The 20,805-nt window shown below is 62.7% G+C and carries 19 protein-coding genes, 1 tRNA gene and 1 pseudogene; 12 read left to right on the top strand and 9 right to left on the bottom strand.

Features of this window, described 5'->3' with window-relative positions; all coding sequences use genetic code 11:
* Positions 1-10 precede the first annotated feature (10 nt).
* On the bottom strand, positions 11-766 hold the full coding sequence (locus AAIH46_RS20980; RefSeq protein WP_430308013.1) for a Crp/Fnr family transcriptional regulator: 756 nt from the start codon (positions 764-766) through the stop codon (positions 11-13).
* 185 nt (positions 767-951) lie between these two features.
* Between AAIH46_RS20980 and AAIH46_RS20975 the strand changes: the two genes are divergently transcribed.
* Positions 952-1,233, top strand: a complete 282-nt coding sequence (locus AAIH46_RS20975) for a hypothetical protein (protein WP_430308012.1) — start codon at positions 952-954, stop codon at positions 1,231-1,233.
* A 5-nt stretch (positions 1,234-1,238) separates the two neighbouring features.
* Here AAIH46_RS20975 and AAIH46_RS20970 read toward each other — a convergent pair whose 3' ends face one another.
* On the bottom strand, positions 1,239-1,604 hold the full coding sequence (locus AAIH46_RS20970) for a hypothetical protein (protein WP_430308011.1): 366 nt from the start codon (positions 1,602-1,604) through the stop codon (positions 1,239-1,241).
* A gap of 90 nt (positions 1,605-1,694) precedes the next feature.
* Positions 1,695-2,663 (bottom strand): LysR family transcriptional regulator, encoded by a 969-nt coding sequence (locus tag AAIH46_RS20965; RefSeq protein ID WP_430308010.1) that lies wholly within the window; start codon positions 2,661-2,663, stop codon positions 1,695-1,697.
* A gap of 187 nt (positions 2,664-2,850) precedes the next feature.
* Here AAIH46_RS20965 and AAIH46_RS20960 point away from each other — a divergent pair, with 187 nt between their 5' ends.
* Positions 2,851-3,465, top strand: coding sequence for an FMN-dependent NADH-azoreductase (locus AAIH46_RS20960; protein ID WP_430308009.1), 615 nt, complete (start codon positions 2,851-2,853; stop codon positions 3,463-3,465).
* A gap of 212 nt (positions 3,466-3,677) precedes the next feature.
* Here the strand turns inward: AAIH46_RS20960 and AAIH46_RS20955 are convergent, their stop codons facing one another.
* Both AAIH46_RS20955 and ilvA read right to left on the bottom strand, forming a co-directional pair.
* Positions 3,678-4,004, bottom strand: a complete 327-nt coding sequence (locus tag AAIH46_RS20955; protein WP_430308008.1) for an HlyU family transcriptional regulator — start codon at positions 4,002-4,004, stop codon at positions 3,678-3,680.
* 92 nt (positions 4,005-4,096) lie between these two features.
* Complete coding sequence (gene ilvA, locus AAIH46_RS20950) at positions 4,097-5,347, bottom strand: threonine ammonia-lyase (protein ID WP_430308007.1); 1,251 nt, start codon at positions 5,345-5,347, stop codon at positions 4,097-4,099.
* Positions 5,348-5,469: 122 nt separating this feature from the next.
* On the opposite strand from ilvA, the gene AAIH46_RS20945 reads away from it, so the two are divergent.
* A complete protein-coding gene (locus AAIH46_RS20945; protein ID WP_430308006.1) occupies positions 5,470-6,924 on the top strand; it encodes a TrkH family potassium uptake protein in 1,455 nt (484 codons plus the stop codon).
* A gap of 82 nt (positions 6,925-7,006) precedes the next feature.
* Here the strand turns inward: AAIH46_RS20945 and AAIH46_RS20940 are convergent.
* Positions 7,007-7,091, bottom strand: a tRNA-Leu gene (locus AAIH46_RS20940).
* A 198-nt stretch (positions 7,092-7,289) separates the two neighbouring features.
* Here AAIH46_RS20940 and AAIH46_RS20935 point away from each other — a divergent pair.
* Positions 7,290-7,565: a hypothetical protein gene (locus AAIH46_RS20935; protein ID WP_430308005.1), complete on the top strand. Its 276-nt coding sequence runs from the start codon at positions 7,290-7,292 to the stop codon at positions 7,563-7,565.
* 78 nt (positions 7,566-7,643) lie between these two features.
* The gene (locus AAIH46_RS20930) at positions 7,644-8,099 is read left to right on the top strand and encodes a response regulator (protein WP_430308004.1); all 456 of its coding nucleotides are present in this window, start codon (positions 7,644-7,646) and stop codon (positions 8,097-8,099) included.
* Positions 8,100-8,203: 104 nt separating this feature from the next.
* On the opposite strand, the gene wrbA is transcribed toward AAIH46_RS20930, so the two are convergent.
* Positions 8,204-8,803, bottom strand: coding sequence for an NAD(P)H:quinone oxidoreductase (wrbA, locus tag AAIH46_RS20925; protein ID WP_430308003.1), 600 nt, complete (start codon positions 8,801-8,803; stop codon positions 8,204-8,206).
* A gap of 229 nt (positions 8,804-9,032) precedes the next feature.
* On the opposite strand from wrbA, the gene AAIH46_RS20920 reads away from it, so the two are divergent.
* The 3 genes from AAIH46_RS20920 (at position 9,033) to gpt (ending at position 11,548) form a co-directional block, all read left to right on the top strand.
* Positions 9,033-9,803 carry a competence/damage-inducible protein A gene (locus tag AAIH46_RS20920; protein WP_430308002.1) on the top strand — a complete coding sequence of 257 codons (771 nt, stop codon included), beginning with the start codon at positions 9,033-9,035 and terminating at the stop codon, positions 9,801-9,803.
* Positions 9,804-9,917: 114 nt separating this feature from the next.
* Positions 9,918-10,772, top strand: coding sequence for a universal stress protein (locus tag AAIH46_RS20915; protein WP_430308001.1), 855 nt, complete (start codon positions 9,918-9,920; stop codon positions 10,770-10,772).
* A gap of 278 nt (positions 10,773-11,050) precedes the next feature.
* Positions 11,051-11,548 carry a xanthine phosphoribosyltransferase gene (gpt, locus tag AAIH46_RS20910; protein ID WP_430308000.1) on the top strand — a complete coding sequence of 166 codons (498 nt, stop codon included), beginning with the start codon at positions 11,051-11,053 and terminating at the stop codon, positions 11,546-11,548.
* A 112-nt stretch (positions 11,549-11,660) separates the two neighbouring features.
* On the opposite strand, the gene AAIH46_RS20905 is transcribed toward gpt, so the two are convergent.
* Positions 11,661-12,251, bottom strand: coding sequence for a DUF1349 domain-containing protein (locus tag AAIH46_RS20905; RefSeq protein WP_430307999.1), 591 nt, complete (start codon positions 12,249-12,251; stop codon positions 11,661-11,663).
* A gap of 141 nt (positions 12,252-12,392) precedes the next feature.
* Positions 12,393-14,300 (bottom strand): methyl-accepting chemotaxis protein, encoded by a 1,908-nt coding sequence (locus tag AAIH46_RS20900; protein WP_430307998.1) that lies wholly within the window; start codon positions 14,298-14,300, stop codon positions 12,393-12,395.
* Positions 14,301-14,965: 665 nt separating this feature from the next.
* On the opposite strand from AAIH46_RS20900, the gene AAIH46_RS20895 reads away from it, so the two are divergent.
* The 4 genes and pseudogenes from AAIH46_RS20895 to AAIH46_RS20880 all read left to right on the top strand — a co-directional run bounded on the left by AAIH46_RS20895 (position 14,966) and on the right by AAIH46_RS20880 (position 20,755).
* A complete protein-coding gene (locus AAIH46_RS20895) occupies positions 14,966-18,778 on the top strand; it encodes a vitamin B12-dependent ribonucleotide reductase (RefSeq protein WP_430307997.1) in 3,813 nt (1,270 codons plus the stop codon).
* On the top strand, positions 18,735-19,904 hold the full coding sequence (locus tag AAIH46_RS20890) for a hypothetical protein (protein ID WP_430307996.1): 1,170 nt from the start codon (positions 18,735-18,737) through the stop codon (positions 19,902-19,904). Before AAIH46_RS20895 ends, AAIH46_RS20890 begins: the two co-directional genes overlap by 44 nt.
* Before the next feature lie 69 nt (positions 19,905-19,973).
* Positions 19,974-20,322 (top strand): annotated as a pseudogene (locus tag AAIH46_RS20885) (helix-turn-helix domain-containing protein).
* Positions 20,323-20,356: 34 nt separating this feature from the next.
* On the top strand, positions 20,357-20,755 hold the full coding sequence (locus AAIH46_RS20880; protein WP_430307995.1) for a hypothetical protein: 399 nt from the start codon (positions 20,357-20,359) through the stop codon (positions 20,753-20,755).
* Positions 20,756-20,805 lie beyond the last annotated feature (50 nt).

Genomic DNA, 20,805 nt, shown 5'->3' with positions numbered 1-20,805 from the left:
GCTTCCAGCCTCAGCCGCGCAGGCGGCCTGCCTGCTCTGATACATCGCCTTCGAGCGGAAGCGCCATCAGCCGGTGATATTCTTCATCGGCCCGGCCGTAGGTGTCGATGGCAAACGTCTCCATTGCCGCACGGTTGCGCATGGTGATCAGCCCGCGTTCGGCGCGGATCAGTCCCCGACCTTCGAGAAGATGCAGAGACGAGGTGACGCTCGGACGGCGCACCGACAGCATCAGGGCTATGAACTCGTGAGTGAGGGCGATCTCGTCGCCTTTGACCCTGTCATGACACAGAAGCAACCAGCGCGCGAGCCGCTCCTCGACGCTGTGGACGGCGTTCGCCAGAGCGGTCTCCGCCAGCTGCGCCGTAAATCCGATGATCGCTCGCAGCAGCAGTTGCTGCAGCACGGGGCATTCGGCGACATGGTGCGAGAAGGTGTCCAGCGGCATGCGGCATGCTTCGCCCGCAAGCTGAATGGTGATATCTCCGAACCGTCCAACCGGTCCCGCCGCAGCGGCCACGGGAAGAAACCCTTCGGCGCCGATCAGGCCGGCCTCGGCGACCTTGCCTTTCGGCGAGACAGCAATGACGGAAGCGATGCCGGATGTCGGGAAGTAGACGTGGGTCGCAGCCGACGCCGGCGTAGCGAGCTTGTCGCCTTTTATCAGCTCCACCCGCTCCAGATCCGGGCCCAGTTGTTGCGCCTCGCGGTCCGGCAGCCGGGCGAGCAGAAGATTTCCGGCGCTCAGACGCAGGGAAACATTCACGGAACATCCTTCCTGGTTGTCGGCGGCTCCCTCAGGGGCGGCCTCGTCAACCGTGGCGCGTGCTTGGCAGGGACAAACCGCAAATCAGGAGGAAAGTTCCCTGCCGTCGAGACTTCTCTGTCTTTTAGCGTACCGGAACTCTCGTGGCGCACGGACATTAACCTGCGAGCATGATGGAGACGATGATGACCACCGGCAATCCAGACCTGCTATCCGCCGACACGGCGCGCGCCCTGCAACTGCTCAAGACAGCGTTGCCGGATGTAGAGCGCATGGCCGGTCGCTATTTCCGGTCATCGGAAGAGATTGCCATGCTGACGGCCAGAACGCTCATGAGGGCGCGCGAGGCAATCCGGCGCGATCCTGCCGAGATTGAAACGGAAAGCGACATGCGCGCACTGCTGTTCCGCATCCAGCACCAGCACGTCCAGGAACTCCTTTGCCAGGATACGCGCAACGTCGGCTAAACGCCTCAGTGCAATTGCGCGGTCGTCTTGTCGAAATGCTCGTGGGTGAGCCCGTTCAGTATGGCGGCAATATCGGCCTGTCGCTCCGTGAGCCTGTAGGGTAGACCACTGGCAGAAGAGCGGGCGTTCGATCCAACGACGAAGAGAAACGGCACGTCGAGTTGCAGCAGGCGTTCGGACAGGCCAAACAGCTCGGAGGCTTCGAGCGACACGTCGATCACGACGCCTCCCGAGCGGATCAGCGCCGCTTCATCCGCCTCTTCTGGCCGGAATGGCCCGCTCAGCTTGACGCCTGAACGACGCCATGCCGCCCTCACTGTGTCCGGAACGAAGCCGGCATCGGCCACAACAATGATTTCGTATGTCTGCACGCGGATGCCCGGGGTTTGAACTCACGCACGTCATTACGTTCCACGGGGCAACTGGTTCAGCGGCGACGCAAAAATCCCGGCACCGGGTGGCTATTCAGCTGCCAGGCGCTCCTCGTCGGGCGGTTGGCGGTGGATCATCGCTGCCATCTGATCCTGCCCCGGGCACTGGGCCAGCCGTGCGGCCAAATTGTCGAGCAGCCACTGCGTGGCGGGCCCGGGCGGGTTGGCAGTCCGCCTGACGGCATAAAGTGGATAGAGCGTGCTTTCGTAGGCATCGATCTCCAGCGCCACCAGCCGGCCGCTCGCCAGATCCTCGTGGATCAGCGACGCCGGCAGCCCGCCCCAGCCAAGTCCGCCGCGGATCAGCTGGTGCTTCGTTGCGATGTCGCCGACGCGCCAGGTCTTGTAGGACAGCACATTGAAATCGCGGCCCCGGGTGATGCCCGAAGCATCGGTCACCACCAGCTGCACCTCCTCGCGCACATCGAAGCGGGTGAGCGGACGGCGCAACTGCGCCAGCGGATGGATGCTGGCAACCACCGGCACCATGTAGGAGTGACCGATCCTGTCGACCATCAGCGTGTCGTCTTCCTTCAGCAGCGGACCGCCGATGCCGACAGAAGCACGGCCGCTCGACACCATGTCCATTACCATTCCCAGTTCCCCGGAGTTGAGGTGCAGCGCCACCGACGGATAGCGCTTGCCGAACTCGGTGAGCGAATCGACGATGGCGTGGATCGGCACCATGTTGCTGATGGCCAGCGACACCTCGGCTTCCAGGCCCTGCTTCAAGGCCTTCGCCCGTGCCCGCATTACCTGCAGGTCGGCCATGATGCGCCGCGAATCGGCAAGCAGCGCCTTGCCGGCCTCCGTCAGCCGCGTCTGGCGGGATCCGCTGCGGTCGAACAGCGCCATCTCCAGCTGCGCCTCCAGATTGCCGATCGTATAGCTGATCACCGACTGGGCGCGGTTCAGCTGCCGCGAGGCGGCCGAGAAGCTGCCGGCTTCGGCCACTGCGAGGAATACCTGAAGCTGGTCGAGAGTGGGATTGGCATCCATGAGTTCTATCGAGATCCTAGATGGGTTGGTTCTACATTATCGGCATTTTCTCGATGGCTGTCTATTTCTATGTGTGGTGACGAAGAAGGCATGCCACCCCGACCTGCCTTGTCCTCAGGGCCGCGGCGAAAGCTGCCGGACCGGTTCCCGTTACAGTCTCGAACGTCAACATCTGGAAAGTGCTCCCATGTCCAACATCCTCCTCGTCACCTCGAGCCCGCGCGGCGCCGAATCGGTCTCCAACAAGATCGCCGGCGATCTGGCGCAGGCCCTGTCGCAGAGCACCGGCGGCACCATCGTGCATCGCGACCTCGGCACCTCGCCGATCGCGCATCTCGACACGGTGACGACATCGGCCATCCGCAAGGCTCCCGCCGATCGCGATCCGCAGGAAGCCGCTGCCGCCGCGATCTCCGACCAGATGGTCGCCGAACTCTTCGCCGCCGATCAGATCGTCATCGGCACCGGCCTCATCAACTTCAACATCTATTCGGCGCTGAAGAGCTGGATCGACGCCATTGCCCGTGCGGGCATGACCTTCCGCTACTCGGCCGAAGGTCCGGAAGGCCTGGTCACGGGCAAGAAGGTCTACATCGTGCTGGCCGCCGCCGGCGTCTACTCGGCCGGTCCGGCCGCCTCGCTCGACCATGCGGTGCCCTATCTGAAGACGGTCCTCGGCTTCATGGGCATGACGGATGTGGAAGTGATCTATGTCGAAGGCCTCGCCTTCGGTCCGGAAGCCGTCGCCAAGGCGCTGGCCGCTGCCGAAAGCCGTACCCGCGAACTGGCAATCGCTGCCTGATCCTCAGACGCTTGGTGACTGACGCAAAGGCCGTGGCACCCGCCGCGGCCTTTTTCGTTGCGCTCCTGCGGCCGCTCAGAGCGGGCGCCATCACCGCGAGCCGGCGCGTGCGCTCACCACCGTCGGGTCAACCGCGTCCAGCCTGTACAGGCATACGCACTCCCAGCAGCTCCTTGCTGCCCGAGCGGCCGATCGACTTGCGCCTCAGGCCGTCAGGCCGGCCGTTCTTCGACGCCGTCGCCAAACAGCGACTGTCCGTTCTGGTCGATGATCTGGCGCGCCTTGCGGAAGGTGCAATCCACCGCGTCGTCCATCGAGGTGAACATGTCGGCACGCACGAAGGTGCGCACCAGCCACTGTCCGCCGACCTCTTTCTCGATCCGTCCGGCAAGCCGCAGCTGCGAGCCCTCGCGGATCGGTTCGGCATAGATGGTGCAGCCCGCATGCTCCTGCGGATCGACCTTGGCAGCACTGCCGGCCGTCGGCTTTTCGCCAGTACCGGAGAGCATCGAGAGGAATTTTGAGATGATTGAAGCCATGTTTTTTGCCTAGCACATCGGCCGGCGAAGCGGAAGACGGGAGCCGTGCCGCCCTGCCCGCCCCCGCCCGCAATGGCGCAACCCGATCACCGTCAGATGATCAGGTTGGCGAGGATCTCGTTGTCGGTGATGTCCTCGTAGCCGAGCCCGGCTGTCTCGAACCGCTGCAGCAGGGCGGCGAAATTCTCCGGTCTGGCGGTCTCGATGCCGATCAGGATGGAGCCGAAATTGCGCGCCGATTTCTTCAGGTATTCGAACCGGGCGATGTCGTCCTCGTCCCCCAGCAGGTTGAGGAAGTCACGCAGCGCGCCGGGCCGCTGGGCCAGCCGCAGGATGAAGTATTTCTTCAGGCCGGCAAAGCGCATGGCGCGCTCCTTGACGTCGGGCAGCCGCTCGAAATCGAAGTTGCCGCCCGATACCACGGCGACCACCGTCTTGCCGCGCACCGCCGCCGGGTCGAGCGACGCAAGTGCGGTGAGCGACAGGGCGCCGGCAGGCTCCAGCACGACGCCCTCGATGTTCAGCATCTCGGTGATCGTCACGCATATGGCGTTCTCCGGCACCGCCATCACCTGGCTCTCCGGAAAGCGGCTGAGGGCGGCGAAGTTCAGCTCGCCGATGCGCGCCACCGCGGCACCGTCGACGAAATTGTCGACCTTGGCGAGCGTCACCGCATGGCCGGCGATCAGGCTCTGCTTGAGGCTTGGCGCGCCCTGCGGCTCGACCATCAGGAAGGCGTCGTCGCCGAGCCTCGGGCCAAGATAGCCGGTCATGCCGGATGACAGGCCGCCGCCGCCGACCGGCATGATCACCAGGTCCGGCGTCACACCCTCCGGCAGCTGCGCGGCGATCTCGGCTGCCACCGTCGCCTGCCCTTCGATGATGTCGGCGTGGTCGAAGGGTGGCACCAGCATGCCGCCGGTCTCTTCGACATAGGTGCGCGCCGCCGCATAGCACTGGTCGAAAATATCGCCGACGAGACGAATGGTGATGAACTCTCCGCCGAACATGCGCGTTTTGTCGATCTTCTGCTGCGGCGTGGTCACCGGCATGAAGACCACTCCGTGCACCTCGAAATGACGGCAGACGAAGGCAAAGCCCTGGGCATGATTGCCGGCCGACGCACAGACGAAGACGCGTCCGCTGCCAGCCGTGGCGATCGCCTTGCGCAGGAAATTGAAGGCACCGCGGATCTTGTAGGAACGGACCGGCGACAGATCCTCCCGCTTCAGCCAGATATCGGCGCCGAAGCGGCGGCTGAGGTGTTCGTTCAGCTGCAGCGGCGTCTCGGGAAAGATCTCCCGCATTGCCAGCATTGCGTCATCCACAGCTGCATTCGTCATTATCGTCCATCCGTTGAATTTGGGAGCGTGGCCCGCTATGCCATAGCTGGTCGGAAGAGACAAAAGCTTCTTTCCGCAGCCGGCCCGTCGTGCCGCTGCCAACACATCGGGACCTCCAGCTTTTGAACGCCACCCTGTTTCGGTCTTCGATCTACATCGCCGCGCTCTGCGGAATGTACCTGGCGGCGGCAATGTTCGTTCCAGCGGCCGTCGATCTCTACTACGGCAACCCCGACTGGCGCCTGTTCGCGCTGTCCGGCACCATTGTCGGCGGCCTGTCGCTGGCAACCGCGCTTGCGACGCGCGGCGCGCCGCCGGTGTTCAACAAGCGGTTCGGGTTCTTCCTCGTCAATCTGCTGTGGGCGGTGTTCTCGCTGATCGGCGCCCTGCCCTTGTACCTGTCGCCGCTTGATCTCACCTTCGCCCAGTCGCTGTTTGAATCGATCTCGGCGATCACCACCACCGGCTCGACCGTCATTCCCGGCCTCGATTCTATGGCGCCTGGCATTCTTGTCTGGCGGTCGCTGCTCTGCTGGCTGGGCGGCATCGGGATTGTCGCACTCGGGCTGTTCATCCTGCCGTCGCTGCATGTCGGCGGCATGTCGATCTTCAAGCTCGAATCATCGGAAACCAACGACAAGCCCTTCGCCAAGCTCGCGAGCTTCACCCGCGCCTTCCTCGCCGTCTACCTAATGCTGACGCTGTCGTGCATGATCGCCTACGACATCGCCGGCATGAGCCACTTCGACGCGCTGAACCATGCAATGTCGACGGTTGCGACGGCCGGCTTCTCGACTCATGACGCATCCTTTGCCTTCTTCGACAACGAAGCGATCCTGGTCATCGGGACGATCTTCCTCGCCCTCTGCAGCCTGCCCTTCTCCGTGCTCATCCTGCTGGCGATCCGCGGCCGGCTCGACACGCTCCGCGATCCGCAGATCATGGTGTTCCTCGGCTATCTCTGCAGCTTCGGCATAGCGCTCGGCATCTACCACCACCTGCGCAACGGCGTGCCGATCGACAGCGCGCTCGTCCATTCCTTCTTCAACATCGCCTCGATCCTGTCGACGGGCGGGTTTGCCAGCGACGACTATACGCTCTGGGGACCATTCGCCGTGGCGCTGGCGCTGTTTGCCACCTTCATGGGCGGCTGCTCGGGGTCGACGGCCGGCGGCATCAAGGCGTACCGCTTCGTCATCATGTTCAATGTGGTGATGGCCGGGCTGAAGCGGCTGGTCTATCCGAATGCCATCTATCCGGTGCGCTATGGCAATGCGACCGTCGATGTCGAGGTGCAGCGCGGCGTGTTCCTGTTCGTCATCCTGTTCATCTTCCTCTGGGTCGCCGGCACGCTCGGCATGACGCTCATCGGCTATGACATCCTGACGGCTACCTCGGCGGTGGTCACGGCGCTCTCCAACACCGGCCCCGGCATTGGCCACATCATCGGCCCGGTCGGCAATTTCTCGACCATCACCGATCCGGCGCTCTACCTGCTGTCGCTGATGATGCTGCTCGGCCGTCTCGAGGTCTTGACCGTGCTGGTGCTTCTGACGCCGGTCTTCTGGCGCCGGTGAGGCCATCGGATCGTGCCGCAGACAGCAGCTTTAGCAACCCATCTCGCCCACCCGAACTGCGGAAAATCGCGATAGAAACGGCTGGTGCGGACGACGGGGATCGAACCCGTATACCCGAAGGCGAGAGATTTTAAGTCTCTTGCGTCTACCAGTTTCGCCACGTCCGCGTGAGGGCTGTCTTCCGCCGGTTGCGGCGAAAATGCAAGTGCATGTTTCACCGGAATCGTCGATCCGCAGACGTTGCCTTCTTGACCCGACGGTGAGCCCGTGTCGGCTTACCGCTGCCGCCCGGGTCTTGCCTCAGGATCCGCTGGAACCGCAGCCGCGCTGTAGTGTTGAGCGCTTGAGAAACCAAGGACGCCGCAATGAACGCCAGACACATAATCGCAGCCCCGGTCATCCTGATGCTGGCCGGCTGCACGACCGCTCCCAGCACGCTTGAACCGATTCCCGGCAGCATCACCTATGGCGGCCAGCCGCGCACCAAGCTTACCAAGGCGCCGATCGGCAGCATCGTCGAGCACGAGTTCAACGACGGATCGCGGCAGGTGATCGAGACCTATGTGATCGAGCCGGACCGGTCGCTGAGGCTTGCGACGCGCCGCTACCGGCCTGCGCTCATCAGCTTCGGCGACGACTGAGCGCTGCGGCTTCTGCGCCTGCGCCGGACCGTCCGGCTTCGTACGTTTGGCGCTCTTGCCGGGTCGGAACGCAACCCTATGTTCCGCCAACGCAAGAATACGTGCAAGGATCGCGCAGTGAAGTACCGCTTTCTCATCGTCGAAGACAGCCTCCTCATCGCCATGGACCTCGAAGAAGCCGTCACCCGCAGCGGCCACGATGTCATCGGCATCGCACCGGACATGACCGTGGCGCTGAACTATGCGGGCGACGCCGACATCGCCTTCGTCGACGTGCGGCTGGCCGATGGCGAAACCGGGCCGCAGATCGCCCGCATCCTGGTCGAGCGCGGGCTCACCGTGCTATTCGTCACCGGCAATCCGATGCTCGTCGAGGGCCGCGATGCCGGAGCGCTGGGCGTGATCGCCAAGCCCCTCACCCATCAGGCGGCAGCCGACGTCATCCAGTTCGTCGTCGACTGGAAGGATGGCCGGCCGCGCAACCCGCCGGCGCGCCTCAAGCTGTTCCAGCCGCTGTCATCGTCGACGGCCTGAGCCCAACGCCCTCCGCGCCGTCATCTCCCGCTCATCCGAACGCAGAAAAGGGTGCCGACCGGCCGGTCGGCACCCTTTTCTGTTAAATGGCCATGTCGCCGCGATCAGGCGGAGAGCTTGGCGGCCAGCTTTGCCACATGCGCACCCTGGAAGCGGGCGCCATCCAGCTCAACCTGCGAAGGCATCCGCGAGCCGTCGCCATTGGTGATGGTCGACGCGCCGTAGGGCGAGCCGCCCTTGACTTCCTCGGTGCCCATCTGGCCCTGGAAGGCGTAAGGCAGGCCGACGACGACCATGCCCTGGTGGAGGAAGGTCGGGATGAAGGACAGGATGGTCGATTCCTGGCCGCCATGCTGGGTGGCCGTCGAGGTGAAGGCCGAGCCGATCTTGCCGGTCAGCTTGCCGGTGAACCACAGGCCGCCGGTCTGGTCCCAGAAATTGCGCATCTGCGATGCCATGGTGCCGAACCGGGTGCCGGCGCCGACGATGATCGCATCGTATTCGACGAGGTCATCGACCTTGGCGATCGGCGCGGCCTGGTCCATCTTGTAGTGCGATGCCTTGGCCACCTCGTCCGGAACCAGTTCCGGAACGCGCATCACGGTAACGTCCGCGCCTTCCGACTTGGCACCCTCTGCAACCGCATAGGCCATCGTCTCGATATGCCCGTAGGTGGAATGATACAGCACCAGAACCTTCGCCATGTCGTCTCTCCATGTCCGTCGCGGTCCACGATGGCACCCGCGTTGCAACCGAACTTAGCCTTTCCACGCCAGCCGTCCAGCCCGGCGTGCCGGGACGGACTGTTCGACATTCGTGAACGCAGAGCCTCAGCCGGTCAGCAAATGGGAACGGCGCGCGGCCCACGATCACCCTTTTTCCGGCGCCCGTTTTGACCTAGAAGAGCAGCATCAATTTCCGCGAGGGTATCCCATGACGTCTCAGACCGTGACCGCCGCCATCCTGGCGATCGGCGACGAACTTCTGTCCGGCCGCACCAAGGACAAGAACATCGGCCATCTCGCCGACGTACTGCTGCTGTCGGGCATCGACCTCAAGGAAGTGCGCATCGTTGCCGACGAACAGCCGGCGATCGTCGAGGCGGTGAATGCGCTGCGCGCCCGCTACACCTATGTCTTCACCTCGGGCGGCATCGGCCCGACGCATGACGACATCACGGCCGACGCGATCGCCGCAGCCTTCGGCCTGCCCTGCGAGCACGACGCGGAGGCCATGCGCCTGCTTGGCGAGATGTATGCCCGCCGCGAGATGGAATTCACCGAAGCCCGCCAGCGGATGGCCCGCATGCCGCGCGGCGCCCGTCACATCGCCAACCCGGTCTCCACCGCGCCGGGTTTCATCGTCGAGAACGTCTATGTGATGGCCGGCGTGCCGCAGGTCTTCCAGGCGATGGTCGACAACATCCTGCCGGAGCTTGCAACGGGCACGCGGATGCTGACGCGGGCTCTTGCCTGCCCGTACGGCGAAGGTGATATTGGCACGCTGCTGGCGGCGGTGCAGAAGGCGCATCCGCAGACCAGCATCGGCTCCTATCCGAAGTATGACGGCCAGCGGTTCTCGACCGAACTGGTGGTGCGGGCGCGCGATGTGGGAGCCCTCGATGCGGCAGCCGATGCAATCGTGGCAATGATCGCATCGCTGGACAAGACCCGCGCCGAGGCGCATCCGGGACCCGAAGCCTGAGGCGAAACCGGTGGCGGCCGGCCGCTCCTTGACCCGCCTCAATGCACGTCCCATGTCCTGTTGCAAGGCTGGCACGCAAAGACCCGCCGATTGCGTCAGAGGAGTGAAACCGCCATGAGTTACCGAACCATTGTTGCCGTGCTGGACGACGAGCGCAACGCCGTCGCCGTCACCGATTTCGCGGCGGCCCTGTCGCGCGAATTCTCCTCCCATGTGGTCGGCCTGCACGCCGAGGTGCTGGCGACGGTGCCGCTGATCGCGCCGATGGAGATCCCCGATCCGACCGCAACCCAGGTGCTGCAGCAGGTGGCACACACCGAAACCCGCAGGATTGCCGAGGTGTTTCGCGCCCGCGCCGAAAGCGAGGGTCTCTCGTATGAATGGCGCACCTTCGTCGCCACCACCGGCTACGGTTCGTCGCATGTGCTGGAATGCGTCCGCTCAAGCGACCTGATCATCGCCTGCCAGAACGATCCGTCCGGCGATGCCGACAACCGCGCCGACCTCGAGACGCTGCTCTTCGACAGCGGGCGTCCGGTGCTCCTCGTGCCGCACGTGATGCGCACGCCGCAGCCGATCCGCCGGGTGCTGATCGCCTGGAACGGTTCGCGCGAAGCGTCGCGGGCCGCCTTCGATGCCCTGCCCTTCCTGCAGCGCGCCGAAAGCGTCGAGATCTTCTGCGTCGATCCGCCGGCTGCGAACGGCCCGGCCGCCGGACAGGCCTCCGACCTTGCGGGCTCCGATCTTGCGGCGGCGCTGTCGCGCCACGGCGTCAACGTCTCGCTGCGCACCGAGGAGAACCCGGAGGTCTCGACCGCCGCCGCCATCGAAAAGCGCCTGCAGGACGACAGCGTCGATCTGCTGGTGATGGGCGGCTACGGCAATGCACGCTGGTGGGAGATGCTCTTCGGCGGCGTAACCCGCAGCATCCTGACCTCGCTGACGGCCTTGACGCTGCTGTCCCGCTGATCCGCACGTCGGCCTGGCCGGCACTTCTGCATCGGCGTTCAGCCCATGGCGAGAACCGACGGCCGCGCCTTCCATCGGCGCGGCTTTTCTGCCAATGCGGCGGCAAGGCCTGTGGGCAAGTGCCACCAGAGAGCGACTGCTACCGCATGCGGCTTGCAAGACCCTCGCTATTGCCGCTAATACCAGCGGCCAACGGGCCACTCTGAAAGCGTCGGCCCAGCGGGCTGCAGCGGAATGGCGGCGGCCTTTCCCTGTCGCGCCGTTCGGAGCCCCTGACGATGTCTCTGCCTGAAAAAGCCTTCCCCGTCTCCTGGGACCAGTTCCACCGCGATGCCCGGGCGCTAGCCTGGCGGCTTGCCGGCCTCGGCGAGGAGTTCCGCGCCATCGTCTGCATCACCCGCGGCGGTCTGGTGCCGGCGGCGATCATCTCGCGCGAGCTCAACATCCGGCTGATCGAAACGGTCTGCGTCGCCTCCTACCACGACTACGTCAATCAGGGCGAAATGCACATGCTGAAGGGCATCGCCGCCGAACTCATGGTCGATGGCGGCCGCGGCGTCCTGGTGGTCGACGATCTTACCGATACCGGCAAGACCGCGTCGCAAGTGCGCGGCCTGATGCCGAATGCCCATTTCGCCTGCGTCTACGCAAAACCGAAGGGCGTGCCGACCGTCGATACCTTCATCACCGAGGTCTCGCAGGATACCTGGATCTATTTTCCCTGGGACATGGGCTTCACCTACCAGGAGCCGATCGCCAAGGGCCCGAAAGCCTGACACACTCCACTTCGAATTAAGGAAAGCTCGCCGGATCACTCTGATCCGGCGAGCTTTTTGTATGCCAGCCGCATCGACTTGGACGACAGCGGCTGAGGGATGCTCATCTCGCCTAGCTCAGGTCGTGCAGATCCCTGCCGAGCGCCGGGCCGAGGCTGTAGTCGGAAAACCGCACCGATAGCCCAGCCCGCTCCGGCGTGCAGCACATCGGCCCGACGTGGTAGGTATCGGCGCGCGGGAACGGCGCGAGCCGGACGAGCGGCCAGAGGATGCCATCCTGCGACGCCTGTACCCGGACAACGCCGTCCTTCACCGTCAGCCGCATCCAGAAATCGCCGGCGTCACCTGCGTGAGGGGCGGTCGCCCAGTCCGAGCGGTCGACGGTCAGCACGCTCGACAGCATCGGCCTTCCGTCGGAAATCTCGATGCCCGCCTTCAGCCAGCGCCTCTCGTCGAGCCGTACCATCAGCCCCGCCTGGTCGTAGAGGCTGTCGAACCGGGCGCGGATCCGCAGCTGCGCGGTGAAATCCGGCCCTGTCGCGAAACCCAGCATGTGCCCGCTGTCGCGGGCGAAGCCGTAATGCGTCTCGCGCCAGAAGTCGGTGGCCTTGTCGGTGACCACGGCAAGGTCGCCGTCCTCTATGGTGTGCTGCTGCGGCGGGTTCAACCACGTTCCCGCTTGCCAGCCTGACTTTCCCGACATCGCGTGCTCCCTGATGTTCTCATACCGGCCGCATTCTGCACGGCTGCCAGCCAAGGTCCACCACCGACGCGCCCCTGGATACCGCATACGAAAAAGGCGCCGGATCGCTCCGGCGCCTTTTCAAGCTCGGTGTTCGGTCGCTCAGGCGGCGGCGCGGTACCCCTGCTGGGCACCAGCCGAGCCGTTGAGGCGGAACTTAGCGAGGATCTCGGTGAGCTGGCGGCTTTCCGAAGCAAGCACCTGGCTTGCCGCCGTCGTCTCTTCCACCATCGCCGCGTTCTGCTGCGTCATCTGGTCCATATGGTTGACCGAGGTATTGATCTCGCCGAGTGCCGCGGCCTGTTCGCCGGCGGCGCGGGCGATCGATGCCACGTGGTCGTTGACGCGGTTGACGAGGTCCTCGATCTCCTTCAGCGCTTCGCCGGTCGACAGGACGAGCGTCACGCCACCCTTCACCTCTTCCGCAGAGGTGTGGATGAGCGTCTTGATCTCCTTGGCGGCATTGGCCGAGCGCTGGGCAAGTTCGCGGACTTCCTGGGCGACGACGGCGAAACCACGTCCGGCTTCACCGGCGCGGGCTGCCTCGACGCCGGCGTTCAGCGCCAGCAGGTTGGTCTGGAAGGCGATCTCGTCGATCACTGAGATGATCTGGCTGATCTTCTGCGAAGACTGCTCGATGCGGCCCATGGCGTCGATGGCGTCGCGGACGATGCCGCCTGAACGGCCGGTGCTCTGCTTGGTTTCCGTAACCATCCGCGTCGCTTCATTGGCGCGGTCGGTCGACATGCGCACCGTCGAGGTGATCTCTTCGAGCGCTGCGGCGGTCTCTTCCAGCGATGCGGCCTGCTGCTCGGTGCGGCGGGCCAGCTGGTTGGAGGCCGACGAGAGTTCGCCGGAATTGTCGGAGATCGTGCCGGCAGCGCCGCGCACGTTTTCCATCGTCGCACGCAGCGTGCCCATGGTGGCGTTGACGTTCTGCTGCAGTTCGGCAAAGGCGCCCTGGAACTGGCCGCGCATGTCCTGCGTCAGGTCCTGCTCGGCGAGCGCTGCGACGACGCGGCGGACTTCGGTGATGCCGCGGTCGACGCTCTCCACCAGTTCGTTGACGCTCGAGGCAAAGCGCTCAAGGTCCTGATCTTCGTAGCTCTTCTCGATGCGCTGGCTGAAGTCGCCGGCGGCAGCGGCGGCGACGATGCCGCTGATCGAGACCTGCAGGTCCTTGCTCTGACGGTTCAGAGCCTGTTCCTGGGCTTCCATCTGGCGCATGTGGATTTCGTTGGCGCGGAAGATCTCCAGCGCCCGGGCCATCTCGCCGATCTCGTCGAGGCGGTCGGTGTCGGTGACTTCACGATCGGTGCGGCCCTTGGCCATCTCGCTCATGACGCCGGTCATGCGGCGGATCGGGCCGGCGATGCCGCGGCGGGCGATCAACAGGCTGAGGGCGACGCCGGCTGCGATGCAGACCGCGGCGGTGATGCCGAGCACCATGACGGTGAACTGCGATTCGCCGATGGCATAGGCGCGCGAATTGGACAGCGTGTTGGCGGAGTAGGTGCTGTAGACCTTGACGGCGGCGGTGACCGCCTTCTGGCCGTCGAGCGCCTTGGACAGCGCATCGGCCATGACCTTTGGATCTTTGCCGGCGTCACTGCCGGCGATCTTCACCATGGCGCGGATGCTGTCGAAGTATGACCCGAGGCTGGTGCGGATGTCGGCCAGCTGCTTGGCTTCCTCGGCATCGGCCGTGGCGGCGATCTTGGGCAGGCGCTCCAGCATTTCCTTGGCGCGCTTCTCGGTCTCGGCGGCAAAATCTGCGGCCTTTTCCGGTGCGAATGCCAGCTGATAGGTCATGCGGCTGATGGCGATGACGTCAACGCGCAGGTCCATGGCTTCGCGAGCCACCTCCTCGCGGGCGCCGGTATCCTTCAGCGCTGACCCCAGGGAAAACAGACCTTGTGCACCGACCGCGGCAATTGCGGCCGCCGCCGCGCCCATGAGCACGACGACAAGGCTGACCTTCTTTAAAATGGATAGATTCTTGATGCTCACGGTACGGACTCCGACCAAAGGGATCTCATGCGACGGGCAGCCACCGCTGGCCCGCATGGATCGACAGGCCAGCCGCTCGTCCACACCTTCTAAGGATCGAAAGTTAAAAAAGTGGGCGAAGTATCGGATTTTACAACCGGTCGTAGCTTCGGTCACCGCCATCTCGGCCGAACCCGGTTTCTTCCCTCCCTCACCAGCCTCTTCCGGCAAGCCATTGAGTTTCTTGAGTGATTCGCCTGTCCCCGTTTTCCACAGGGCAGACCCACAATATCTTGTGGTTAAGAGATGATTGCGATCTATGCCTTGACGGAATCACGCATTCGAACGAGATTGGATTTCATGTTGCGGCGGCGACTGGACCGGAGATACGAGGCCGGTTCTCTTTCAGAATGGACAGACTGACGACGTGCTTAGGCGGCTTTACACCCGTTTCTGCAATCGCGGTCGCGTGCCTGGCGGAAGTCGCTTAAACTGTGATTGGCACTGGCGCAAAGAAACTGTTAATACCATATTTAGTGTTTGCAGGCACCATCCGTCACAAGATACAGTTAGACATCCAAGATGATTCACGGATGATGGAATTTTTACCGGCTGCCCATGATGGCGAGCGGCCGGACGGACACGTGCGCCCGAAACGCGGCGCCGAACTGACGAGGGATAAGGCAATGCGCATCGAACGTCGTTTCACCAGGCCTGAGACAGGTGCCTATGGGGAGATCGAATTCCGCAAGGCGGTGAGCGAGATCCGCAATCCCGACGGTTCGATCGTCTTCCGGCTTGCCGACATCGATGTGCCGACGCAGTTCAGCCAGGTGGCAACCGACGTTCTGGCGCAGAAGTATTTCCGCAAGGCCGGCGTCCCGAAGATGCTGAAGAAGGTCGAGGAAAACGACGTGCCGTCGTTCCTCTGGCGTTCGGTTGCCGACCTCGAGGCAATGAAGAACCTGCCGAAGGAAGAGCAGTACGGCTCGGAGACCGACGCCCGCCAGGTGTTCGACCGTCTCGCCGGAACCTGGACCTACTGGGGCTGGAAGGGCAAGTACTTCACCTCGGAAGAAGATGCGGCCGCCTTCAAGGACGAACTCGCCTACATGCTGGCCACCCAGCGCGTCGCCCCGAACTCGCCGCAGTGGTTCAACACCGGCCTGCACTGGGCCTATGGCATCGATGGTCCCGGCCAGGGCCACTTCTACGTCGACCCCTTCACCGGCAAGCTGACGAAATCGAAGTCGGCCTATGAGCACCCGCAGCCGCATGCCTGCTTCATCCAGTCCGTCGAGGACGATCTGGTCAACGAAGGCGGCATCATGGATCTCTGGGTGCGCGAGGCGCGCCTGTTCAAATACGGCTCCGGCACCGGCTCCAACTTCTCCTATCTGCGCGGCGAAGGCGAAAAGCTGTCGGGCGGCGGCCGCTCGTCCGGCCTCATGTCGTTCCTGAAGATCGGTGACCGGGCTGCCGGCGCCATCAAGTCAGGTGGCACCACGCGTCGTGCCGCCAAGATGGTCGTCGTCGACATCGATCACCCGGATATCGAAGCCTATATCGACTGGAAGGTGAAGGAAGAGCAGAAGGTTGCCGCCCTCGTCACCGGTTCGAAGATCGTCGCCCAGCACCTGAAGGCGATCATGAAGGCCTGCGTCAACTGCGAAGGCGACAACGAGGCCTGCTACGATCCGAACCAGAATCCTGCCCTGAAGCGTGAGATCAAGGCTGCCAAGAAGGACCAGGTTCCGGAAAACTACGTCAAGCGCGTCATCCAGTTCGCCCGCCAGGGCTACAAGGACATGGAGTTCAAGACCTATGACACGGACTGGGATTCGGAAGCCTATCTGACGGTCTCCGGCCAGAACTCCAACAACTCCGTCTCGCTGAAGGATGACTTCCTGCGCGCCGTCGAGAACGATGGCGACTGGAACCTCACCGCCCGCAAGGACGGCAAGGTGATGAAGACGCTGAAGGCGCGCGACCTGTGGGAAAAGATCTCCTACGCCGCCTGGGCGTCTGCCGATCCGGGCCTGCACTTCAACACGACGATGAACGACTGGCACACGTCACCTGCCGCAGGTCCTATCCGCGCTTCGAACCCGTGCTCGGAATACATGTTCCTCGACGACACGGCCTGCAACCTCGCCTCGCTGAACCTTCTGCGGTTCAAGGACGCGACGACCAAGAACATCGACATCGCCGATTACGAACATGCGGTGCGCCTGTGGACCGTCGTGCTCGAAGTCTCGGTCATGATGGCGCAGTTCCCGTCGCGCCAGATTGCCGAGCGCTCCTACGAATACCGCACGCTCGGCCTCGGCTACGCCAATATCGGCGGTCTGCTGATGTCGTCCGGCATCCCCTACGACTCGACTGAAGGCCGCGCCATCGCCGGCTCGCTGACGGCGATCATGACCGGCGTCTCCTACGCCACATCTGCCGAGATGGCCTCGGAACTCGGCCCCTTCCCGGGCTTTGCGCCGAACCGCGACAACATGCTGCGCGTCATCCGCAACCATCGCCGCGCCGCCTACGGTGAACAGACCGGTTATGAAGGCCTGTCGGTCAACCCGGTGCCGCTGATCGATGCCGACAACCCGGACCAGGATCTCGTCGCCCATGCCAAGGCTGCCTGGGACAAGGCGCTGGAGCTCGGCGAAAAGCATGGCTACCGCAACGCCCAGACGACCGTGATCGCGCCGACCGGCACGATCGGTCTCGTCATGGACTGCGACACAACCGGCATCGAGCCCGACTTCGCCCTGGTGAAGTTCAAGAAGCTCGCCGGCGGCGGCTACTTCAAGATCATCAACGGCGCCGTTCCGGAAGCCTTGCGCACGCTGGGCTACTCGGAAAGCCAGCTGGCCGAGATCGAGGCCTATGCCGTCGGCCACGGCAACATCAACCAGGCACCCGGCATCAACCCCGGTTCGCTGCGCGCCAAGGGCTTTACCGACGACAAGATCGAGGCGATCAACGGTGCGACGAAGGCCGCCTTCGACATCAAGTTCGTGTTCAACCAGTGGACTTTGGGCATCGACTTCCTGAAGGACACGCTGAAGGTTTCCGACGCGCAGCTCGCCGACATGAGCTTCAACCTTCTGGAGCATATCGGCTTCTCGAAGAAGGACATCGAGGCTGCCAACATCCACGTCTGCGGTGCGATGACGCTGGAAGGCGCGCCCTTCCTGAAGTCTGAGCATCTGGCGGTTTTCGATTGCGCCAATCCGTGCGGCAAGATCGGCAAGCGCTACCTGTCGGTGGAAAGCCACATCCGCATGATGGCGGCCGCCCAGCCGTTCATCTCGGGCGCCATCTCCAAGACGATCAACATGCCGAACGAGGCGACCGTCGAGGATTGTGGCGCTGCCTACATGCTGTCCTGGAAGCTGGCGCTGAAGGCCAATGCGCTCTACCGCGATGGCTCCAAGCTCTCCCAGCCGCTCAATGCCTCGCTGATCGAGGACGAGGACGACGAGGATGCGCTGGAGGATCTGATCCAGCAGCCGGCGGCCGCCCAGGCGGTCACGATCACCGAGAAGATCATCGAGCGGGTGGTGGAGCGCGTCACGCGCGAGCGTGAAAAGCTGCCGAACCGCCGCCAGGGCTATACCCAGAAGGCCAATGTCGGCGGCCACAAGGTATATCTGCGCACCGGCGAATTCGGCGATGGCCGGATCGGCGAGATCTTCATCGACATGCACAAGGAAGGTGCCGCCTTCCGGGCGATGATGAACAACTTTGCCATCGCTATCTCGCTGGGTCTCCAGTACGGCGTGCCGCTCGAAGAATACGTGGAGGCCTTCACCTTCACCAAGTTCGAACCGGCCGGCATCGTCACCGGCAACGACGCGATCAAGAACGCCACGTCGATCCTCGACTACGTGTTCCGCGAGCTCGCCGTCTCCTACCTCAGCCGCCATGATCTGGCGCATGTGGACACGTCGGACTTCTCGCAGACCGCACTCGGCAAGGGCATCGAGGAAGGCAAGACCAACCTCGTCTCCACCGGCTGGACGCGCGGCTACAAGCCGACGCTGGTCTCGGGCGGTTCCGACCGCCTGGCCTCCGGCGAGCCGAAGGGATCGGCCACCGCCGCCCCTGCCCGGGCCTCATCGACCAACGTCACCTCGTTTGCCGGCTCGGCTGCCCGCAAGCTGGAAACGACACTGGCCATCTCGACTTCGGAAGTCGTCTCCTTCAAGCGCGACTACGAGGAGCGCGCCAAGGAACTGACGGAAGAGATTGCCGACGAGACGATCGCCGACGAAGGCCAGCAGGCGGCCACCGCCCTCTTCTCCGACAAGGCCGAGGCAGACGCCGCCGCCGCCAAGACGGAAGCCAAGAAGAAGGAAGCCGACCGCCGCATGAAGTCGATCATGCAGGGCTACACCGGCAACATGTGCTCCGAGTGCCAGAATTTCACGATGGTGCGGAACGGGACTTGTGAGAAGTGCGACACGTGCGGCGCGACCAGCGGCTGCAGCTGAGATGCCAATTGGTCCTCTAGGGATTATCCCCGATGAGAGACTTCAACTCATGCCGCGGAGCGTTATTCCACGGCATGAGTTCTGCTTTTGGCTGCACGATCAAATAGCTAGACTTCTTGTTGAGGCCTCACATTGCGGCCAAATCGACGACTGGAATGAAGCTGTTTCAGACGCGCTTCAAGGCATTCCGGATGCAATACACCCGGACAATGTGCTGATCGCCATAGCCGAGGCCGGGGGGATCATAAGCATTCCCATGAAGATTGACATATTGTCAGCAGTACTTTCCGATACTCTTCACTTTGTTTACGAGGCGCTGAGGGCCTTGGAGAAGAGAAAATTTAACGTTGCATTTTCTCTTTTGCGAAAGCCTTTTAGTGAAAATTTGATAATCTTAGCGCGACTAGCTGCCAATGATGACGATTTTATCAGTTCCTTTGCCGACGGCTCATTGCAACAAAAGCAAATCACGAACATCGACGCATCTAAGCGGGTAGAACTGTTCGAATCGGCCATCTCAAAGCTTCCAATTCAGTCCCCTTTTTCTGGCGCATTGATCAATGATATAATTTTTAATAAAAACATGCCAAACGGTCTGCAGATCCGCATGCAGCAAGCAACCCATCTAATTACTAGTCATCACCCTTCACTTCTCACTCCAAAATTAGATATTAATCGCATTTTTTCGAACCAATACGGGGACGAAAATTTCAGCGCGTACGATTCTCTGCCTGTTATAATTTTCTTTATACTGCAAATTGTTCTATACATGTTTTCTAGATATTTGGCTGTAAGTGAGAAAAGTACCAATGAAATTCTGGTGAGAGCTTCAGGAATTTACACGAATATCTACGAGGGTAGGCTAGATTCTCTTTCCCGTTATATGAATGTTGCCCTCAAAGGCTTTTTCAAGTGTGAATGGTGCGTTGAAGGAAACGCCAAGATACGCAAAGCCTTCTCCGCCGACTTTTACTTGCGCGATCAGATTTTCTGCACCGAGTGTCGGCGCCTTAGCCATACTCCGCTGACCTATCTCCTAAGATCTGGCAAGCTCAATATAATTGAGAAAGAGCGAAAATTTCCATCGGAGTACGAGCGGCTATTTCTGCGCGACGCAGATCATTGATGGAATGAGCAGCAATGACTTCAACCGGTTGTGTGACCTCAGACTTCAGAATGGAAGCGCGTCGACGCAATGACCGACGAGGAAGCGGAAGCCAATGCGCTTGCCGATCCCGACAACCCGCCGATGACGCAGGAACAGTTGCGCGGCCCGCCGGATGCCGCAGGTCAAGGTCATCCGCCGGCCTTTGGCCTGACGCAGGAAGAGTTTGCCGCCCGTTACCAGATCCCCGCTCAGCACCCTGCGCGATTGGGAACAGGGACGCTCCGTGCCCGACCAGACGGCGTGTGCCACCAAGCCCGATGGCACGGCTAGGGCGCTATCGAGAAGTGCTGCAGAGAAATGCAACGGCGACCTCGTGTTGCGTCCTTCCCACGACTGCGCAAGATGCGGCGCATTTCTTGTTCTCGGCAGGTCATGATGCCATACTGATCCCAAAGAGAGAATGAGTTGCCATGAGCGATAGCGAACAAGGCAAACTGCTGGCATCGATGGAAGCCATGTTCAGTGGCCAGAAGCGCACCCTGGGCATGGTGGAAGCCGCGATCGACAAATTCAGCGCAGTGGAAACCGAGATCAGCAAGCTCAATCGAAAAATGAATGGCTTGCACGAGCTTGCCTTGCGTCAGCACAGCGAGACGTCGGCAAGGCTTGACGCGGTATCTGGACGTTTCGAGGAAACGGAGCGCTTGCTGGATGATCGGGCGCGCGACCTCAAGAACAATCAAATCGATATCGTCGGCCAGTACAACGATGTCCTGACCGCGCTGCGGGATGCGTCGCACGCCTTTCGCCTCGCAGAGGAGGTCAACCTGCGTTTGGCAGTTGTGGAGAGGCGGATCGCGCATCTATAGCATGCGCCGTCCTCACCGAGATCAACCGTCCGACGCCGAACGAGCGCGGC

This window comes from Rhizobium sp. 0TCS1.26, from assembly GCF_050455525.1.
In the GTDB taxonomy this organism is placed as follows: Bacteria; Pseudomonadota; Alphaproteobacteria; order Rhizobiales; family Rhizobiaceae; genus Neorhizobium.
The sequence above is the reverse complement of the archived record's forward strand: the minus strand, read 5'-3'. Positions and strand labels throughout refer to the sequence as shown.